The following is an 18,267-nucleotide window of genomic DNA, read 5'->3' as shown; positions in this document are numbered from 1 at the left end:
CGCCCGCCCCGCCTGCTGTCGTGAGGTGCCCGAGGAGCCTGGCCAGTTCGTCGAGGTTCGCGGCCCGAGCGGCCGCGACCGGAAGTGGGGGATTCGTCACGCCGCTGTGCGCAGATCGGTGCGGGCTCGGCTACCGATTTGCCGGCTGGCTACCCTCGGAACCGGACGGCGGCCGGTGGCCGCCATCGGTCCAGGGGAGGGGACGAGATGGCCGACCAGACACAGCCGTGGGCCGAGCGGACCGTCGAGGTGCCGCCGCAGCCCGGTGTCGGGGTGCCGCCGCAGCGGGACGCGTACCGGCGGGGGGTGGCCTCGGTTGGGCAGCCCCGGACTCCGCGCACCGAACCGTTCCCCGTCGTGGAGCAGGAGCCGACCGGCACGGGCTGGCCCGGGGAGCCGGCGCCGCGGCGGCCGCTGAGCTGGCACGTCGCGCAGCTCAAGCGCGGCGGCGAGTGGAGCGCCGCCGGCGCGCTCTTCGCGTTCGTCTGCTGGGGGATCTGGGCGATCTCCGGCGGGGGCGACCTGGCCGGGCCGCTGTTGATCTTCGTGCTCAGCCTGCTGGTGGCGGCCGGCCTCTTCGCGCTGGCCCGGCTGCTGGGCCGGGTGGTGCTGGAGCGGCAGTTGGGCCGGGTGCGGCGCAGCGCGCGGGGGGCACACCTGGTCACGGCGGTCTTCCTGACCGGCCTGGGCATCGCCTACCTGCAGCAGACCGAGTGGGTCGTGTCCGCCTGGAACTGGATCAGCGGGAACTGACCGCACGCCCGGGCGGGTCGGCTCCGCCGCCCGCCCGCGCGTCCGGTCGCGGGGTGTCGCGACCCCGGTCGTTCTCCACTCCACCAGGTCGGCGGCTGCTTACCCGGCCGGCCGCGGTTCATCCGCGCCCCGGCCGGGCTGACCTGCCGGTCAGTGCTTGCCGCCGTGGCCCTCCGCGTCCGCCTTCGGGGAGGCCACCCGGGCCGCCGGGTCCTCGACGCCCGGCTGTCCGCCGTCCGGCGCGACCATGCCGTCGTAGTTGTAGATCGTGCCGTCCTCGCCGTGCTGCTTCGTCGTACGGATGTAGCGGTGCATCATGCCGTCGATCTCCACCTCCACGAGGGCGTCGCCGCCCGCGTCGATGGTGCTGCCGTCCCGGGGTCCGCCGAGCAGGTATGCCTTCGTGTTCGTGTCCATGGGGCTGCGGTACCCGGGCCGTCCCACCGCAAAACGGACGTCACCCGCCCGGGGTCGCCGCCCGGCGCCGGTGGTATGACCGACGCGGGATGATCCGCGACATTGCCACCCATCGATAAACGTCCATAGGATCCCGCCATCGGTTGCCGGCGCGTCGACCCCCGCGCGCCGCGAAGGTTGGGGAGGCTCCCATGGTCCGTTGGCGCAGACTCGTCGGGCGGTTGGCCGCCGCGTTGGTGGCGGTCACCGCAGGCTCGTTCGTCCTGGCCGTGCCGGCCGGCGCCAAGCCCGCGTCCGACGTGACCCCGTACGTCGTCGGCGGGACCCTGGCGGCGCAGGGCGAGTTCCCCTTCATGGTCCGGCTCTCGATGGGCTGCGGCGGGTCCCTCTACAGCCCGCGGCTGGTGCTGACCGCCGCGCACTGTGTCGGCGGGACCGGCGCCAACACCAGCATCACCGCCACCCTCGGCGTGGTCGACCTCCAGTCGTCGAGCCGGATCCAGGTGCGGTCCAACTACGTCTACCGCGCGCCCGGCTACAACGGCAACGGCAAGGACTGGGCCCTGATCCGCCTGGCGACCCCGGTGACCACGCTCCCCACGCTCAAGATCGCCACCAGCACCGCGTACGACAACGGCACCTTCACGATCGCCGGGTGGGGTGCCACCCGGGAGGGCGGCGCGCAGCAGCGCTACCTGCGCAAGGCCACCGTGCCGTTCGTCAGCGACGCCACCTGCAACTCGTACTACGGCGGCCAGATCATCGCGAGCGAGGAGATCTGCGCGGGCTACGCCAGCGGCGGCGTCGACACCTGTCAGGGCGACTCGGGCGGCCCGATGTTCCGGCGGGACGCGAGCAACGCCTGGATCCAGGTCGGGATCACGAGCTGGGGCAACGGCTGCGCGCGGCCCAACTACCCCGGCGTCTACACCCAGGTGAGCACCTTCGCCCCGGCGATCGCCTCGGCGGCGGCGAGTCTCGGCGGCTGATCGCGCGACGACACGCGGGGACCCCACCGGCGGCTACCGGAGGTGATCGGCCCTGCTCGGCCGGGTGAAGCGGGTGGCCCCCGCGGCTCCGCCGCGACCGGGGCGCCCCGGCGGGGGCGGGTGGGGAATCTCCGCCCGGGGCCGGCCGTGCGCGGAGGATCGCCTGGTCGCGGGCCGATTCCCCGGATGGTCGTGCGTCCGGTGGGGCGTCGACCCGCCGCCACTCGTGCAAGTGATCGCCATCGATGTAGCAGAAAGTTGCATATTCCCTACGGTCGATCAGCCCTCTAGTGTCCATGACCAACGGCCGGCCATCGACCAGCGCCGATCACTGTCGGCGTGCGTCGGGCCGGCTCGGCTCCGTCCGCGGCTGGCAACGGGACAGCCGCGCGGGCTCGGGACAGGAGGCGTGATGAGGTCGGGCGACAGCGGGTCCGCGGCACCGGTTCCCGTCTCGGACGGGTCGACGTACCGGTACACCGCCACCCGCCCGGCGGCCGCCGGGCCGCACCCCGCCGACGACCGGGCGGCCACGGCCGCCCTGGCCGCCGTGGAGCTGCTCGACCGGCTGGGCCGCCAGGCGCCGGTGCGGGTCCGGGCCGGCGCGGCGGTGCTCGACCTGCCGGCCTGGCCGGCGCGGGTGCACCGGATGCCCGGCGACCGGGCCCGCGCCACGCTCCGCGCGTGCGCCGCCGCCCTCGACCACGAGGGCGCCGACCACGTCCTCGTGCTGCTCGACGGCGGGTCGCCCGCGCCCTCCGCCGGCGTCCCGCCGGTGCTGCTCACCGCCGACGTCACCGACGCTGCCGTCGCGGTCGTGCTCCACTGCGCCGCCGACGACCCGTGGTCGGCCGGCGGCGCCGCCGTGGCGGAGATGTACGCCGAACTGCTCGCCGCCCTGCTCGCCGACCCGGCGCTGCCCACGTCGGCGGCGCCGGCCCTCGGGCCCGCCTCCCGGGCGCTGGTCGACGGGGCCGCCGGCCGCGGGCACGACGACGGGCCCTTCGTGGCGGTGCCCCGCATGATCGAAGACCGCGTCGACCTGCATCCGCACCGCCGGGCGGTGTCCTTCCGGGGGCGCTCGCTGACCTACCGGGAACTGGACGACCTGGCCAACGGCGTCGCCGCCGCCCTCGCCGCCCGGGGCGTCGGCCGGGGCGACGTGGTGCCCGTCCTGCTCGCCGACGGCCTCGAACTGCCCGTCGTCGACCTGGCGCTGATGAAGCTCGGCGCGGCCTTCGTGCCCGTCGACCCCGGCTGGCCGGCGGACCGGCTGCGCGCGTCGCTGCGGGTGATCCGCCCCCGGCTCGCCGTGGTCCGCGGCGGCGACCCGCGCCCCGGCACCGGGGACGTCCCCTGCCTGCCGGTGGATCTCGACGCCGTCACCCCGACCCGCCGCCGGCCCGGCGTGCCCGTCGGCCCCGGCGACCTGATCTACGGCATCTTCACCTCCGGCACCACCGGCACCCCGAAGTGCGCGGTCAACCGGCACGACGGCATCGCCAACCGGTTCCGGTTCATGACCCGCTACTTCGCGGCCACCGGCACGGAGGTGGTGCTGCAGAACAGCCGGCACACCTTCGACTCGTCGGTCTGGCAGATGTTCTGGCCGCTGACCACCGGCGGCCGGGTGGTGGTGCCCGTCGAGGGCGGCTTCCTCGACGTGGAACGGACCGTCCGGACCATCGCCGACGAGGCCGTCACGATGACCGACTTCGTGCCGAGCGTGCTCGGCGCGCTCGTGTCGGTCCTGGACCGGGACCCGTCCGCCCGCCGCGCCGTCGCCACCCTGCGGCACGTGATCGTCGGCGGCGAGGAGATCGACCCGTGGGCGGTGCACCGCCTGGCCGACCTGGTGCCGGGGGTGTCGGCCACCAACGGGTACGGCCCGACCGAAGCCTCCATCGGCATGGTCTTCCACACCGTCACCCGGACCGACGGCGACGTCATCCCCATCGGCCGGCCCATCGACAACTGCTACGCGGCCGTGGTGGACGCCGAGCTGCGTCCCCTGCCGCCCGGCGCGACGGGTGAGATCGTCATCGGCGGGGTCTGCCTCGGCGAGGGCTACCTCGGCGACCCGGCCCGCACCGCCGAGGTGTTCGTTCCCAACCCGCTGCCCGGCATCCCCGGCTCCCGGCTCTACCGCACCGGAGACCTCGGCCGCCTCACCGCCGACGGCCGGCTGCACTTCGCCGGCCGCCGCGACTTCCAGCTCAAGGTCAACGGCGTACGGATCGAGGCGGGCGAGATCGAGACCGCCGCCACCCGCCTGTCCGGGGTGCGGCAGGCGAAGGTGCTGCTGGCCCGGGAGGGCAGGGCGAAGTCGCTGGCCCTCTTCGTCGCCGCCGACCCGGAGGTGACCGAGCCGGCGCTGCGGGCGCACCTGCGCCGGCTGCTGCCCCGGCCCCACGTCCCCCGGCACGTCGTGGTGCGCGACGCGCTGCCGCTGACCGGCAACGGCAAGGTCGACCGGCGGGCGCTGGAGACCTGGCTCGACCGTACGCTCGCCGAACGGGCGCGCGCGTCCGCCGCGCGCGCCGAGGCGCGTACGCTGCCCGACCGGGTGCTGGCGGTGTTCCGGAGCGTGCTCGGCCGGCCGGACCTCGGCCCGGACACCGACTTCCTCGACGCCGGGGGCGACTCGCTCCAGGCCCTCGACGTGGTGACCGCGCTCGGTGCCGACCACCGCGTCCGGGTCGGCGTGCAGGACCTCTTCGCCCATCCCACCGCCGCCCGGCTCGCCCGGACGATCGCCGCCCGGCTGCGCGCGGCGGACCCCGCCGAGACCGAGGCGGAGCTTGTCGAACGCGACGCGTCCGTCCCGGCCGACCTGCCGGTGCGTCCCGTGGCCCGGCGCCGGTCGCCGCGCACCGTCCTGGTCACCGGCGCCACCGGGTTCGTCGGCGCGCGGCTGGTCCACGAGCTGCTCGCCACCACCGACGTCCGGGTGCTGTGCCTCGCCCGCGCCGGCGACGACGCCGGGGCCACCGCCCGGGTGGTCCGGGCGCTGACCGAGCGGGGCCTGTGGCGCCCCGGCCACACCCCGCGCCTGCGCGGGTACGCCGCCGACCTGGCCCGGCCGGCCCTCGGCCTGGACCCGGACGCCTGGGCCCGGCTGGCCCACGACTGCGACCTCGTGCTGCACGCCGGGGCCCTGGTCAACTTCCTGTTCGACTACCGGGCCCACCGCCAGGCGAACGTCCTCGGCACGGCCGAGCTGCTCCGGCTGGCGCTCACCGGCCGGCCGAAGCCGCTGCACCACGTCTCCACCCTCGGCGTCCTCGACACCGAGGCCGCCCGCCGCACCGACCCCCTGCCGGAAGACTGCGACCCGGCCCTCGCCGTCGCGCCGACCAGCGGCTACAGCCGGTCGAAGTGGGTGGCGGAGCGGTATCTCGCCGAGGCCCGGCGGCGCGGCGCCACCGTCACCGTGCTGCGCCTCGGCGAGGTGATGCCGGCCGCCGACGACGGGGTGCCCAACCCCCGGGCGCTGACCCACCTGCTGCTGGCCGCCTGCCACCGGCTGCGGATGCGCCCCGACGCGCCGGTCCGCTCCGACTGGACGCCGGTGGACTGGGCCGCCCGGCGGATCGCCGCCACCGTCGTCGACCCGCGGCTGTGGGGCGGCACGCTGCACGTGCTGCACCCGGTCAGCGTCGACTTCACCGACCTGCCACTGGCCGGCGCGCACGCCCTGCCCCGGGTGAGCTGCGTGCGCTTCGTGGCGGCGCTGCGCGAGGCGGCGACCGACGGCGACCGGGCCGCCGCCGTGCTGCTCGCGCTCTTCCCGCCCGGTGCCGCCGACGAGCAGCGGCTGCGGGCGGTCTTCGCGACGCTGCTTACCGACAACCCCCGGCTGTTCCGCCGCGACGGCTGCGCCGAGCTGGAACGGCGCCGGGGCTTCACCGACCACCGGCTCGGCCCGTCCGTCGACGCCTACCGGGCGTGGCTGGGCGAGCACGAGCGGCGGGAGACCGACCGGCTGCTGCTGCCGGCGGGACCAGGGTGACCAGCCGCGCGCGGCGCGGCGACCGGCACGGATGAGGGAGTGGGATGCGATACCGCAGGATGGGTCGGCTCGGCTGGCAGGTCAGCGAGGTCGGGTACGGGATGTGGGGCATCGGGGGCGGCCCCGGCGGCTTCACCGGCTGGGACTACGACACCGCGCCGACCTGCCTCGACGAGGCGGTGGAACGGGGCTGCAACTTCTTCGACACCGCCTGGGTCTACGGGCGGGGCGTCAGCGAGCGGCTGCTGGGCGCCCTGGTGCGCCGGCACCCGGACCGCCGGCTCTACCTGGCCACCAAGATCCCGCCGAAGAACCGGGAGTGGCCGCCCGGCCCGCAGGACACCCTGGACGACGTCTTCCCGGTCGACCACATCCGCGAGTACACCCACCGCAGCCTGGAGAACCTGGGGGTGGACCGCATCGACCTGCTCCAGTTCCACGTCTGGGAGGACCGCTGGGCCGCCGACGGCCGCTGGCAGGAGGCCGTCGCGGACCTCAAGAAGGAGGGCGTGGTCGACGGCGTCGGGATCAGCGTCAACCGGTGGGAGCCGACGAACTGCCACGCCGCCCTCGACACCGGGCTGATCGACGTCATCCAGGTCATCTACAACATCTTCGACCAGGCGCCCGAGGACGAGTTGCTCCCGCGCGCCCAGCGCGACGACATCGGGATCATCGCCCGCGTCCCGTTCGACGAGGGCACGCTGACCGGCACCCTGACCGCCGACAGCACCTGGCCGGAGGAGGACTGGCGCAGCACGTACTTCGGCCCGGAGAACCTGCTGCCCAGCGTGGAGCGCGCCGAGCGGCTGGCCGCCGACGTGCCGCCGGGGATGACCATGCCGGAGTTGGCCCTGCGGTTCATCCTGCACCACCCGGCGGTGAGCACGGTGATCCCCGGCATGCGCCGGGTCGAGCACGTCCGCGCCAACCTGGCGGTCAGCGACGGCGCGCCGCTGGCGGCGGGGCTGCTGGAGCGGCTGCGCGTCCACCGCTGGGACCGCAAGCCCACCTGGTGGTCCCAGTGAGGCCCGTCCGCCGCGCCGGCGCGGCGCCGGTCCCGCGGGTGTGGCGGTACGGGGGGCCGGCATGCCGGTGATCGCCATGTGGGCGCATCCCCGCGCGCTCTCCACCGCGTTCCTGCGCATGATGATCGCCCGGGGTGACGTGACGGTCGTCCACGAGCCGCTGGTCACCCTCGTCGACGAGGGGCACGTCGACCTGCCCACCGCCGACGGCGGCACCGTCACCGTGACCGACCCGGCCGACGTCGTCGCGCACCTGAGCGCGCTGGGCCGGGACCGGACGGTCTTCGTCAAGGACACCCTGGAGTACCGGTACCGGCACCTGTTCGACGATCCCGAGGCGATCGCCGACGTCACGCACACCTTCATCGTCCGGGAGCCGGCCCGCACGATCAGCTCGCACTACGCGATCAAGCCCACGGTGACCTGCCCCGAGATCGGCTTCGAGCACCAGTGGGAGCTGTTCGACCTGGTCCGCCGGACCGCGCGCCGGCCGCCGGTGGTGATCCGGGCCGAGGACCTGCTGCGCCGCCCGGGGGACACGGTGGCAGCCTGGTGCGCCGCCGTGGGGCTGCCGTTCCGGCCGGAGGCGCTGAACTGGGCGCCGGGGGAGCGCGCCGAGTGGCGGCGCACCCGCAAGTGGCACCTCGACGTCGAGCGCACCTCGGGCTTCTCGCCGGTCGCCAAGTCCTTCGCGGTGACCGTCGAGAACAACGACACCCTGCGGTCGTACCACGACCACCACCAGCCCTTCTACCAGCGGCTGATCCGGCACGCCATCTCCATCGGGGAGGACTCATGACCACCACCGCCGCGCCGCCCGTGACCGCGTCGGCGACCCTGTCGCCCGGCGAGGAGTTCGCCCGCGCGTACGCCGCCGACCCCGCCGGCGCCGAGGTGCGCTTCGACTACACCATCACGGACGCCTTCCAGCCGACCAAGGAACGCCCCCGGGTGACCGTCCGCAACCTGTTCCGCAAGCGGTCCGTCGGGATGGACCCGGTGCGGTTCTGGTGCGAGGGCCGGCCCGACGCCGGGGAGGCCGCCGCGGTGCGCGAGTCGGGCCTGCGCCGCGAGGCCGCCTTCCGGTTCGGCACCGCCACGGCCGGCGTGCACCCGATCCGGGCCTGGGTGCGCATCCCCGAGGAACTCGCCGACGACCCGGAGGGGCTGGCCGTCTTCATCGACTACCGGCTGCTGGTCCGCCTCGCCACGGCGGAGAACCAGGCGCTGACCATCGGCGAGCACGGCCTGCTGCGGCACCCGGAGATCGGGCGGCTGCCGTACCGGCACGACTGGCTGACGGGCCTGCTCGCCGCGTGTGACGAGATCGAACAGACCGGCGCCACCCCGCACGCGATGATCGTGAATCCGAGGGACTACTACACCCACCTGCTCGGGCGCGACGCGCTCCTGGCGGACCTGCACCGCAACGGCGTCCTGATCAGTCGTACCCGGATGGTGGCGCCGGGCGAGGCGGTGGTGGGCGACTTCGCGATGGCGGCGCGCCTGCTGGACGCCGGCCGCTCCGCGATCCGCGTCGGCACCCCGCCGCCGGGCACCTTCGCCACCGACGGCCCGGCCGTCTGCGCCGATATCCACGAGGGGCTGGCCGTGCACCTGCCGACCCACTTCTTCCACGTCGTACCGGCCTAGGAGCGTCGCCGCATGACCACGACCGGCGGGAAACTCTCGTTCTACCGGCCCATCGTGCCGCTCTTCGGTGCCATCTTCCTGTGCCTGCTCGGCGTGGGCGCGTCCCTGGCCGTGCTGCCCTTCTACGTCCTCGACGAGCTCGACGGCAACCGGGTCGAGGTGGGCGTGGTGATCGCCGCGATCGCGGTCTCCGCCGTGATCGCGCGGCCCATCGCGGGCCGGCTCGGCGACCGGCACGGGTACCGGACGGTGATGCTGGCCGGGGCGGCGGTCTGCGCGGCCGCCGGCGCGGCCTACCTGGTGGCCGGCAACGTCGCGGTGCTGGTCGGCGTCCGGATCCTGCACGGCGTGGGCGAGGCGGCCGTCTACACCGCCGGCGCCGCCTGGCTGGTGGCCCTGGCGCCGGCCGACCGGCGGGGCCGCGTCGTCGGCCTGTACGGCATCCACATGTGGCTGGGCATCACACTCGGCGCGCTGCTCGGGGCGGTGCTGCTGCGCACCTCGGGCGGCTACCCCGCCGTGTGGCTCTTCGCGATCCTGACGGCGGCGGCCGGGGCCGCGCTCGTCGCCGCCCGCCCGCGGCCGGCGCAGCCGACCCCGAAGGGCCGGGCCGGCATCCTGCCGCGCAGCGCGGTGGCACCGGGCGTCGCGCTCTCCCTGGCCGGCTTCGGCTACGCCGCGCTGGCCGCGTTCGTCGCCCTGCACCTGGCCGACCGGGGCATCGAGAACGGCATCGCCGCGTTCAACGCGTTCGGCTTCACCTACGTCGGGGTCCGGCTGTTCGTGGGCGGCCTGCCCGACAAGCTCGGCGCCGGCCGGGTGGCCGTCGGCTCGGCCCTGGTGGAGGCGGTGGGGCTGCTCCTGGTGGCGGTCGCGCCGAACCTGCTGGTCGCGGTCGTCGGAGGGCTGGTGATCGGCGCCGGGCTCTCCCTGCTCTTCCCGGCGTTGGCCCTGCTGGTGATCAACCGCACCGACCCGGCGCACCAGGGGGCGGCGCTCGGCGCGTTCACCTCGTTCTGGGACATCGGCCTGGTGGGCGGGGCGCCGCTGGCCGGCCTCGTCGCCAGCGCGGCCGGCTATCCGGCGGTCTTCCAGGTGATGCTGGTCGCGGCGCTGGTGTCGGCGGGCATCTCGGCGTGGACGATGCTGCCCCGGCGCTCGCTCGTCGGCCAACGCCCCGGCTGACGGCCGCCCGGTCGGGGTCCGCGCGCCCGGTCGGGCAGCGGCCGGGCCGACGGCCGCCCGGTCGGCGTCTGCCCGCTCGTCGGGCTGGGCTCGCCGCGCTGGCGGTCGCCCGGCCGGGGGGTCAGGCGAGGCGGGCGGGTGAGTACGGCGCGGGGTCGACGGGGGGCGGGGCGCCGACCGCCAGCGCGGCGAGCAGTTCGCCGGACGCGGGTGCCGTCTGGACGCCGTAGCCGCTGAGCCCGGCCAGCCAGAGGAAGTCCGGCGCGTCCGTCGCCGGGCCGATCACCGGCACGTCGTCGGGGGCGGCGGTCCGCAGACCGGCCCAGGCCCGGTGGACCCGGCGGAAGGACAGCGTGGTGGCCTCCTGCACCCGTTCGGCGCCGATCGCCACGTCGAGGTCGTCGGGGCGGGCGTCCCCGGGCGGGGCCGGGGTGGCGTCGGACGGGGAGACCAGCAGGCGGCCGGACTCCGGCTTGAAGTAGAAGGTCCCGGCCACGTCGGCGACCATGGGCCACTCCGTCGCCGGCACGCCGGCCGGCGCGTCCACCAGGAAGGCGGTGCGCCGCAGCGGGGTCAGCCCCACCGGCCGTACGCCGGCCGCGGCGGCGAGTTCGTCGGCCCAGGCGCCCGCCGCGTTGACGACGACCCGGGCGGTGAACTCGCCGGCGTCGGTGGTGACCCGCCACGCCCCGGCGGCCCGCCGCAGCCGGCGGACCCGGGCGTCGCAGACCACCCGCCCGCCGGCCGCGCGGATCCCCCGGAGGTAGCCCTGGTGCAGCGCGGCGACGTCGAGGTCCCGGGCGGCGGGCTTGACCATCGCCCGTCGGCACCAGCCGGGCCGCACGACGGGGCAGTACCGGGGCAGGTCGGCGAGGTCGATCTCGCGGGCCGGCGGGTCGACGTCGGCCCCGTCGCGCAGCGCCGCGTCGAACTCGTCCTCGCCGCCGGGCGGGCAGAGGGTCAGCACGCCGCGCGGGGTGAGCAGCGGGTGGTCGGCGAACCCCGGCGGCGGCGCGGTGAGGAAGCCCCGGCTGGCACGGGTCAGCGCGCGCACCGCCGGCCCGCCGTAGTACTCGGAGAACAGGGCGGCCGAGCGGCCGGTGGAGTGCTGGCCGGGGACGCGCTCCATCTCGGCCAGCAGCACGCTGCCGTACGCGGCGAGGTGGTGTCCGGCGCTGGCGCCCGCGATGCCCCCGCCGATGACCACGTAGTCGATCGTCACTGGCATCGACGCTAGTCGCTACGAGCGCCGGGGACAACAGTCGACGGATGTCGATGTCATTTCACGCCCGCGGGGCGCGGGGGCGGCTGTGTCCGCCCGCCGGTCGACGGGCCGGGCGTGGCGCGCGGTCCACCGGTCGACGGGCGGACGGGGCCGTGCGGCCCGACGGTGGACGGGCCGGACGGGGCCGCGCGGCCCGCCGGTCGACGGGCCGCGCGGCGGGCGCCGGGCGTCCGGTGCCGGGTGGGATCAGGGGCCGCAGTAGAGCAGGCGGTTCGGCGTGCCGGCGACCACGCCGGTGACCACGCCGGTGGTCGCCCTGCCGGTCAGGTGGGCCGCCACCTGGGTCGGACTCCAGGTGGGATTGGCCGAGAGGGCGAGCGCGGCGCACCCGGCGACGTGCGCGGCGGCCATCGACCCGCCGCTCAGGATCGTCACCGCCGTGTCGCTGGTGTGCCAGGTGGAGGTGATGTTGGCGCCGGGTGCGTACAGGTCCAGGCAGCTGCCGTGGTTGCCGCTCGGCATCCGGGCGTCGGTGGCGGTGGTGCCGGCCACGGTGAGCGCCGCCGGCACCCGGGCGGGAGAGTAGTTGCAGGCGTTGGCGTTCGAACTGCCGGCCGTGACCGCGTAGGTGACGCCGGACGCGATCGACCGGTTCACCGCGGCGTCCAGGGCGGTGCTGGCCCCGCCGCCGAGCGCCAGCAGCGCCACCGCCGGCCGGACGGCGTTCGCGGTCACCCAGTCCACCCCCGCGATCACCTGGGAGATGGTGCCGCTGCCGGAGCAGTTGAGCACCCGCACCGGGCGCAACTGGACCTCCTTGGCCACCCCGTGCCGGGTGCCGCCGATCGTGCCGGCCAGGTGGGTGCCGTGGCCGTTGCAGTCGTCCGCCGGGCCGCCGTCGACGAGGTCGACCCCCACGCCGGCCCGACCGCCGAAGTCGCCGTGGGTGCGCCGCAGGCCCGTGTCGATGACGTACGCGTGCACGTTGTGCGCGGTGTTCGGGTAGGCGTACCGGCCGTCGAGCGGGAGGCCGCGCTGGTCGATCCGGTCCAGGCCCCAGGACGGCGGGTTGAGCTGGACGCCCGGCCCGACGAGGGTGACCACCCGGTCGCGCTCCACGTACGCCACGGCCGGGTCGGCGGCGAGCCGACGGGCCGCCCGCTCCGACAGGCGCGCCTCGAAGCCGGTGAGCGCGTGGCCGTAGACGCGGCCGAGGGAGGCGCCGTGGCGGTCGGCCAGCCTCTCGGCGACGCCGCGGACGGCGGCCTGCCGGTCGCCGGCGCGCCGGCCCACGCTGTCGTCCCTGAGCACCACGACGTAGCCGTCCGCCGCGGCGGACGGGTCGTCGGCGTGCAGGATCGTGCCGCCGGGGGCCGCGGTGGCCGGGGCGCCGGTCGTGGCGACGAGCGCGGCGGCGAGGGCGAGTACGCCCACCGCGCGGGCCCGCCACCGCCGGGTACGGGGAAGTGTCATGCCGGTCCTCCTCCTGTCGGCCCCGCGCCGGCTCGTGACCGGGGACGCGGGGCGGCGCCGCTGAGAGGAGGTTATCGGTTATATAGATCGATCTAAATTACTGTCCGGGATCCGCTAACCGTCGGCGAACCGGTAGAGCACGAAGTCCTTCCCGGCGCCGCAGGCGATGACGCTGGTGTTCCACGAACACGTCTCGCTGCGTACGCCCGCCAGCTGGCCCATCTCGGCGACCGCGCCGGAACCGGCCGCGACCCCGGCGACGCTGCGATCGTCCTCGACCGGGCTCGGCGGGTCGGCGAAGACCAGCAGGTTGCCCGCGTCGAGCCGGACCGCCACCCCGCGCCGGTCCCGCAGCACGGCGCGACCGTCGGGGTCGAACAGCGTGCTGGCCGACTCCGGCGAGGTACGCCGGACGAGCAGGTGCTCGCCGAGTGGCACCAGCCTGGTCGCCCCGGGCGCCGGCCAGTGGGCCACCTTCTTCTCCGTCGCCGCCACCACCTCGGTGCTCTCGTCCGCGCCGCCGGTGGACTCCAACAGGCACGCCCGGTGCTCGCCGCAGGGCACCAGCGCCTCCGGCCGCTTCCGGTCGTCCGTCGCGGTGTGCAGCACCCTCGGCTGGGCGTCGGTCGTCAGCTCGTACGCGAGCAGCTGGTAGTTGGCCTCGTCGCGGGCGACGTAGAGGCGGTCCTCGTGCGCCACCACCAGGTCGTCCTGGTCGGCCACGCCGGCGCGGCTGTGCACGATGCGGCCGCTGCCCATGTCCACCACCCGGACGGAACGGTCCGCGCCCACCTGCACGAGCCGGCGCACCTCGCCCCGCCACGGGTCGCGTGGGGAGCCGTCGACGAAGGCCGGGCCGCCCAGCGCCTCGTCGGTGGTGACCGGGCGGACGCTGGTGCGGGCGCCGCCGTACTCGTCCCGCGGGCTGTCCCGCGCCCAGGTCTCCCCGCCGTCGTTCAGGCGCAGCCCGACCAGCCGCTTGCCGGCCCGGTCGACCAGCACCGCGACACCCTCGCCGAAGAGGACGTCGTCGTCGCCCCGGATCGGCCGGCGCCACCGCTGCTCGCCGGAGGAACCGTCGAGCAGCACGAGATCCCGGGGGGTGTCGTCGCCGATGGCGTCGGCGAAGAGCGCGACCCGGTCGGGCAGCGCGACGATCCCCTCCCAGCGCTCGGCGGAGACCGTCGTCTGCCTTCGCCACTTCACCCCGCCGGTGTCGGCGTCGACCGCCACCACCTCCAGCCGCCCGTCGTCGAGCGGGTGCGCGAGGTACGCCCGGTCGCCGAGCACCGCGGTGAACATCGCCGCCGGCCGCTCCGCGCCGGCGCCCACCCGCGTCAGCTCGGCGACGGAGGTCCGGAACTCCAGGGCGGGGTAGCGGTCCCGGGTCAGGTACAGCACCGCCGCGGTCACCACGCCCGCGAGGGCGACGACGGCGCCGACCGTGATCCACAGCGCCCGGCGGCGGGGGAGCGCCGACCCGGTCCGGCTCCCGCCGGCCGGCGGCGACACCGGTGTGCCGGAGACGGGTACGCCCGGCCACCCCGCCGGTGCCCCGCCCGCCCCGGCGGGCGCGGTCGCCGGGGGTGCCCACCCTCCCGGACGGGGCGGCGCGGGTACGCCCGGCGGCCGGCCGCCCTGACCGGCGGGCGCGGCGGCCGGCGGCCCGTACGGCGCCTGGCTCTCGGCCGGCGTGGCGCCGGGCCCGGGTTGCGCGGGCGCGGCGGCCGGTGGTCCGTACGGCGCGGCCGGCGACGGTGCGGCGGGCACGGTCGGCGTGGCCGCCGCTCCCGCGAGCAGGGTCGGCGCCAGTCCCGCGGGCAGGGCCGGCGTGACGCCCTCCGGTCCGGCCGCGGCGGTCGGCGTGGGCCCCACCGGGCCGGCGGGCTCGGGCTGCGCCGGCACGGCGGATCCGGGCTGGAGCGCCGCGGCCGGTCCCGGCTGCGGCGGTGCGGCGGCGGCCGGCGGGGACGCGGCGGGTCCGGGCTGCTCCGGCGCGGCGAAGGCGGGCGCGGCGAAGGCGGCGGCGGTGCGGGCACGCCGGGGCAGCGGCAGGTCGGTCAGCGCCCCCTCGGCCACGGGCAGCTCCGGCTGCTCCAGCACGGTCGGGGCCACGCCCAACTCGGCGTGCAGCAGCCGGGCCACCATCGGCATCCGGGTGGCGCCACCGACCAGGAACAGACCGGCGAGCTGCTGCGGGTCGAGGCCGGCGGCCCCGATCACGTCCCGGGTCACCGCGACGGCCCGGCCGAGCAGCGGCGCGGCCACCCGCTCCAGGTCCTCGCGGGTGAGCGTGACGGCAGCCTCCACCCCCGGCACGGCCACCGGCGCGGCCGTGACGCGGGACAGCATCTCCTTCGCGCCCCGGACGTTCTCCCACAACTCGTGCCGCTCCCGCCACTGCGTCGCGGACGTCGGCCGGTTCAGCCGCTGCCACTGCGCCGGGTGGTCGCCGGCGACCAACTCGCCCAGCCGACCCAGCAGGGCCGCGTCGACGTCCAGCCCGCCGAGGTCGTCGGCGCCCCCCGCGGCGACGACCGTGAACCCCGAGTCACCCCACGGGTCGGCGCCCTCGTTGCGCAGCACGGCGACGTCGAGCGTGCCGGCGCCGAAGTCGAACACCGCGATGGCCGCGCCGACCGGCACCGGCCGGCGCAGCACCTGGGCGTAGTAGCGGGCCGCCGCCACCGGCTCCCGCAGCAGCCTGGTGCCCGGCGGCGTGGGGCCGGAGAGGGTGTGCTCGGCCGCCGACGGCCACCCGGCGACGGCCAGGGCGTCGGCGAGCACCTGGCGTCGGGCCGCGTCCCACGTGGCCGGGCAGGTGAGCACCGCCGGGGGCAGGAAGCCGACCGCCTCGACGGCCGCCCGGGCCACCGCGTGCAGCGTCGCGGCCAGCAGTTCGGCCGGCGGGTACCGGCGGTCGCCCAGCGCCACCGAGGGCTCGTCGATGCGCCGCTTCGGGTTCGGCTCGTACCGGCCCGGATCGGTGCGGGCCAGCCGCTGGGCGTCCCGACCGGCGTGCAGCAGCCCGTCCGCGTCGGCGTACACGCCGGAGGGGATGATCGGCTGTCCGTCCACCAGCAGGGGACGGGTGTGCCCGTCCGGCCGGCGCAGCACGGCGACGGTGTGGGACGTGCCGAGGTCGACGCCGAGGGCGTACCCCTCGTGCTGGCCTGCCATCTGCCGATACCTCCGCGGGACGAGGGGATGCCCGGCCCCGCATCGTACGCAGCACCCGCACCGGCGACGATCTCGCCCTGACGCGCCCGCGGCGGCCCGGCGGGCCGCGCGAACAGCGGCTCGCCGTGTCGCCGGCTCTCCGTGCGCCCAGACCTCGGTACTCGGTGGAGCGCCCTACCGGAGGAGTCTCAATGGCGGCTGCCAAGCGCTGACGTGCCACGCTGGCCTGCGGACCAGAGGAAGATCGCGGACGGCTGGCACGTCCCCGGCCGACCTGTCGTCGCCGTCCGTCGGTGTCGGCGCTCGGCGGCGGTCTCGGCTGTACCGATGGCGGTACAGTTGATCTATGGCGGCGACGGAGAGCGGGAACGCCGGGCGCTTCCGCGATCCGAGGTACTGGCTGGGTGGCTTGGCTGCTGGCGAGGTCTTCGTCCGCTGCCCACGCTGTGCGCAGCGCGCCTCGGTCCTTCCTTGTCCCGAGGAGCTGGCCGACGGCACTCGGCATGATGTCTGGCTGCGTCGTCGGCTTGGTTGTCTCGGGTGCGCGCACACAGACCTCTGGGAGGCTCCTCGCCTCGCGACCAACGCGCGCGCCTTCCCTGAGTTCTCGGGCCCTAACGACCCCTACTTCGGCCTGCCGCTCTGGTTGTCGACCCAGTGCCGTGGGCGTGTGCTCTGGGCGTACAACGCCGAGCACCTGAACCTGCTGGAGGCGTACGTGTCCGCTCGGTTGCGGGAACGCGGTCGGCACATGGGAAGCCAGACCCTGGTTGAGCGTCTGCCGGTGTGGATCACGGACGGCAGGCACCGCGCCGAGGTGCTGGACGGGATAGGGCGGCTCCGGGCGCTACTTGCCTGACCGCCGGCCGACCGGCAGAAGTGGATCTCGACGAACGCCGGGTGTGGAAGCACCGCCGCAGCCTTCCCAGTCACGGACGTTCGCCCACGTCTACACGCCGCGCCCGGACCGTCACTCGGCGTACCCCCGGCATCTGGTCGCCGGCGAGGCGCTGATCCTGATGACGTTTCGCGTGCCCGCCAACGACTGCTCGGCCTGACCGCCAACGGCTTCCCGTTCTTCCGTGCCGAGTGGGGCCGTACCGTTGCCGGCGCCTTCCTCGGTGCCCACACCGACTGGACCGAGATCGCCGAATTGATCACCGACAGCTACCGCGAGATGGCCCGGAAGTTCCTTGCCGCCCAGGCCGCTCCTTCCCCGCCGAGCAGCTGATCCACGGCACCCGGTCGTCCACCCACGTCGGCTGAGCGCGTCATCGGCGGCAGGTGCGGACGTCGGATCGCCACAGACTGTCGGATGCTGTCGGTATGTTTCCCCACCGATGGATGCCGGCATCACGATGGGGGCGCTTGTGGCTGAGCCTGAGGTAGCGCTGCGACCGGTCGACGACTCCGACCTCGACGCGCTGTTCGAACAGATGCGGGATCCCGAGTCGGTCCGGATGGCGGCCTTTACCGCCAAGGATCCCGATGATCGCACCGCTTTCGATGCTCACATGGCGAAGATCAGGGCATCACCCGACGCCACAAACCGCGTTATCACGCTCGGTGGACGGCTCGTCGGCAGTATCGCCAGCTTCGTGATCGACGGCGACACCGAAGTTACCTACTGGATCGACAGGTCGTTCTGGGGGCAGCGCATCGCTTCCCGAGCGCTGGCCCTCCTCTTGGAATCGGTCCACGTACGGCCCTTGTTCGCCCGCGTCGCGAGTGACAACGTGGGATCGCTGAAGGTGCTGCAGAGAGCGGGATTCGCGATCACGGGCACGGAGACGTCCTTCGCCAACGGGCGAAACGCTGAGATCGAGGAAACGATCCTGCGCCTCGATGAGCCCGCAACCGCGCCATTCGATCAACTTCGGCCGGTCGGTCAGGTGGACGCGGGCTGACGCCGCACCGGGGATGCCCGGCTATCACTCCCATGACCTGCGGCACCCTCGCCGCTGCCTCTGGCGCGAGCACTCGCGAGCTGACGCAGCGGATGGGGCACGCGAGCATGCGGGCGGCGTTGAGCTACCAGCACGCAACCAGCGAGCGCGGGACCGCGAGATCGCCTCGGCCATGGACCGGCGGATCGCCCGGCAGGCCCGTCGTAGGGGCCCCTCCGAGCAGCTGGTGGCCCACGGATGGCCCGCAAGATCGAAGCGGGGGAGCGGCCGACCGGCCCAGGATCGGGGATGCAGTCTCTGACCTGGGCCGGAGGCCGTTGGAGCGGGCGACGGGAATCGAACCCGCACCGTCAGTTTGGAAGACTGAAGCTCTGCCATTGAGCTACGCCCGCGTCGCACCCCGACGCTGCGGGATGCGCCGACAGCGTACCCAATGCCCGCGCCG

The 18,267-nt window shown here is 75.4% G+C and carries 13 protein-coding genes and 1 tRNA gene; 9 read left to right on the top strand and 5 right to left on the bottom strand.

Features of this window, described 5'->3' with window-relative positions:
• Window positions 1-207: 207 nt before the first annotated feature.
• Window positions 208-753 (top strand): hypothetical protein, encoded by a 546-nt coding sequence (locus ACSNOB_RS27895; protein ID WP_393110550.1) that lies wholly within the window; start codon window positions 208-210, stop codon window positions 751-753.
• Between the two features lie 150 nt (window positions 754-903).
• On the opposite strand, the gene ACSNOB_RS27890 is transcribed toward ACSNOB_RS27895, so the two are convergent.
• Window positions 904-1,170 carry a hypothetical protein gene (locus tag ACSNOB_RS27890; protein ID WP_436689868.1) on the bottom strand — a complete coding sequence of 89 codons (267 nt, stop codon included), beginning with the start codon at window positions 1,168-1,170 and terminating at the stop codon, window positions 904-906.
• A 191-nt stretch (window positions 1,171-1,361) separates the two neighbouring features.
• Here ACSNOB_RS27890 and ACSNOB_RS27885 point away from each other — a divergent pair, with 191 nt between their 5' ends.
• The 6 genes from ACSNOB_RS27885 (at window position 1,362) to ACSNOB_RS27860 (ending at window position 10,037) form a co-directional block, all read left to right on the top strand.
• The gene (locus tag ACSNOB_RS27885) at window positions 1,362-2,159 is read left to right on the top strand and encodes a S1 family peptidase (protein ID WP_436689866.1); all 798 of its coding nucleotides are present in this window, start codon (window positions 1,362-1,364) and stop codon (window positions 2,157-2,159) included.
• A gap of 412 nt (window positions 2,160-2,571) precedes the next feature.
• Window positions 2,572-6,171, top strand: a complete 3,600-nt coding sequence (locus ACSNOB_RS27880; protein ID WP_436689864.1) for a non-ribosomal peptide synthetase — start codon at window positions 2,572-2,574, stop codon at window positions 6,169-6,171.
• A 44-nt stretch (window positions 6,172-6,215) separates the two neighbouring features.
• Window positions 6,216-7,199 carry an aldo/keto reductase gene (locus ACSNOB_RS27875; protein ID WP_436689862.1) on the top strand — a complete coding sequence of 328 codons (984 nt, stop codon included), beginning with the start codon at window positions 6,216-6,218 and terminating at the stop codon, window positions 7,197-7,199.
• Window positions 7,200-7,260: 61 nt separating this feature from the next.
• Entirely contained in the window at window positions 7,261-7,998 is a 738-nt protein-coding gene (locus ACSNOB_RS27870) for a hypothetical protein (protein WP_436689860.1), read from the top strand.
• Window positions 7,995-8,852, top strand: a complete 858-nt coding sequence (locus ACSNOB_RS27865) for a family 3 encapsulin nanocompartment shell protein (protein WP_436689858.1) — start codon at window positions 7,995-7,997, stop codon at window positions 8,850-8,852. The genes ACSNOB_RS27870 and ACSNOB_RS27865 overlap by 4 nt, the downstream gene beginning before the upstream one ends.
• Window positions 8,853-8,864: 12 nt before the next feature.
• Window positions 8,865-10,037, top strand: coding sequence for an MFS transporter (locus ACSNOB_RS27860; protein ID WP_436689856.1), 1,173 nt, complete (start codon window positions 8,865-8,867; stop codon window positions 10,035-10,037).
• Between the two features lie 121 nt (window positions 10,038-10,158).
• Here ACSNOB_RS27860 and ACSNOB_RS27855 read toward each other — a convergent pair whose 3' ends face one another.
• The 3 genes from ACSNOB_RS27855 to ACSNOB_RS27845 all read right to left on the bottom strand — a co-directional run bounded on the left by ACSNOB_RS27855 (window position 10,159) and on the right by ACSNOB_RS27845 (window position 15,915).
• Window positions 10,159-11,259, bottom strand: a complete 1,101-nt coding sequence (locus ACSNOB_RS27855; protein WP_436689854.1) for an NAD(P)/FAD-dependent oxidoreductase — start codon at window positions 11,257-11,259, stop codon at window positions 10,159-10,161.
• A 249-nt stretch (window positions 11,260-11,508) separates the two neighbouring features.
• Window positions 11,509-12,735 (bottom strand): S8 family peptidase, encoded by a 1,227-nt coding sequence (locus ACSNOB_RS27850; protein ID WP_436689852.1) that lies wholly within the window; start codon window positions 12,733-12,735, stop codon window positions 11,509-11,511.
• A 114-nt stretch (window positions 12,736-12,849) separates the two neighbouring features.
• The gene (locus ACSNOB_RS27845) at window positions 12,850-15,915 is read right to left on the bottom strand and encodes an Hsp70 family protein (RefSeq protein ID WP_436689850.1); all 3,066 of its coding nucleotides are present in this window, start codon (window positions 15,913-15,915) and stop codon (window positions 12,850-12,852) included.
• Window positions 15,916-16,261: 346 nt separating this feature from the next.
• On the opposite strand from ACSNOB_RS27845, the gene ACSNOB_RS27840 reads away from it, so the two are divergent.
• Window positions 16,262-16,774, top strand: coding sequence for a hypothetical protein (locus tag ACSNOB_RS27840; protein ID WP_436689848.1), 513 nt, complete (start codon window positions 16,262-16,264; stop codon window positions 16,772-16,774).
• A gap of 481 nt (window positions 16,775-17,255) precedes the next feature.
• The gene (locus tag ACSNOB_RS27835) at window positions 17,256-17,822 is read left to right on the top strand and encodes a GNAT family N-acetyltransferase (protein WP_436689846.1); all 567 of its coding nucleotides are present in this window, start codon (window positions 17,256-17,258) and stop codon (window positions 17,820-17,822) included.
• A 318-nt stretch (window positions 17,823-18,140) separates the two neighbouring features.
• On the opposite strand, the gene ACSNOB_RS27830 is transcribed toward ACSNOB_RS27835, so the two are convergent.
• Window positions 18,141-18,214 (bottom strand) — tRNA-Gly (locus ACSNOB_RS27830).
• Window positions 18,215-18,267: the final 53 nt, after the last annotated feature.

Source organism: Micromonospora sp. URMC 106, from assembly GCF_051386395.1.
GTDB lineage: Bacteria > Actinomycetota > Actinomycetes > Mycobacteriales > Micromonosporaceae > Micromonospora.
The sequence above is the reverse complement of the archived record's forward strand: the minus strand, read 5'-3'. Positions and strand labels throughout refer to the sequence as shown.

Bases quoted from the DNA above. Each gene is read 5' to 3' on its own strand.
- ACSNOB_RS27895 (WP_393110550.1), top strand. From the start codon at position 208: ATGGCCGACCAGACACAGCCGTGGGCCGAGCGGACCGTCGAGGTGCCG.
- ACSNOB_RS27890 (WP_436689868.1), bottom strand. From the start codon at position 1,170: ATGGACACGAACACGAAGGCATACCTGCTCGGCGGACCCCGGGACGGC.
- ACSNOB_RS27885 (WP_436689866.1), top strand. From the start codon at position 1,362: ATGGTCCGTTGGCGCAGACTCGTCGGGCGGTTGGCCGCCGCGTTGGTG.
- ACSNOB_RS27880 (WP_436689864.1), top strand. From the start codon at position 2,572: ATGAGGTCGGGCGACAGCGGGTCCGCGGCACCGGTTCCCGTCTCGGAC.
- ACSNOB_RS27875 (WP_436689862.1), top strand. From the start codon at position 6,216: ATGCGATACCGCAGGATGGGTCGGCTCGGCTGGCAGGTCAGCGAGGTC.
- ACSNOB_RS27870 (WP_436689860.1), top strand. From the start codon at position 7,261: ATGCCGGTGATCGCCATGTGGGCGCATCCCCGCGCGCTCTCCACCGCG.
- ACSNOB_RS27865 (WP_436689858.1), top strand. From the start codon at position 7,995: ATGACCACCACCGCCGCGCCGCCCGTGACCGCGTCGGCGACCCTGTCG.
- ACSNOB_RS27860 (WP_436689856.1), top strand. From the start codon at position 8,865: ATGACCACGACCGGCGGGAAACTCTCGTTCTACCGGCCCATCGTGCCG.
- ACSNOB_RS27850 (WP_436689852.1), bottom strand. From the start codon at position 12,735: ATGACACTTCCCCGTACCCGGCGGTGGCGGGCCCGCGCGGTGGGCGTA.
- ACSNOB_RS27845 (WP_436689850.1), bottom strand. From the start codon at position 15,915: ATGGCAGGCCAGCACGAGGGGTACGCCCTCGGCGTCGACCTCGGCACG.
- ACSNOB_RS27840 (WP_436689848.1), top strand. From the start codon at position 16,262: ATGGCGGCGACGGAGAGCGGGAACGCCGGGCGCTTCCGCGATCCGAGG.
- ACSNOB_RS27835 (WP_436689846.1), top strand. From the start codon at position 17,256: ATGGATGCCGGCATCACGATGGGGGCGCTTGTGGCTGAGCCTGAGGTA.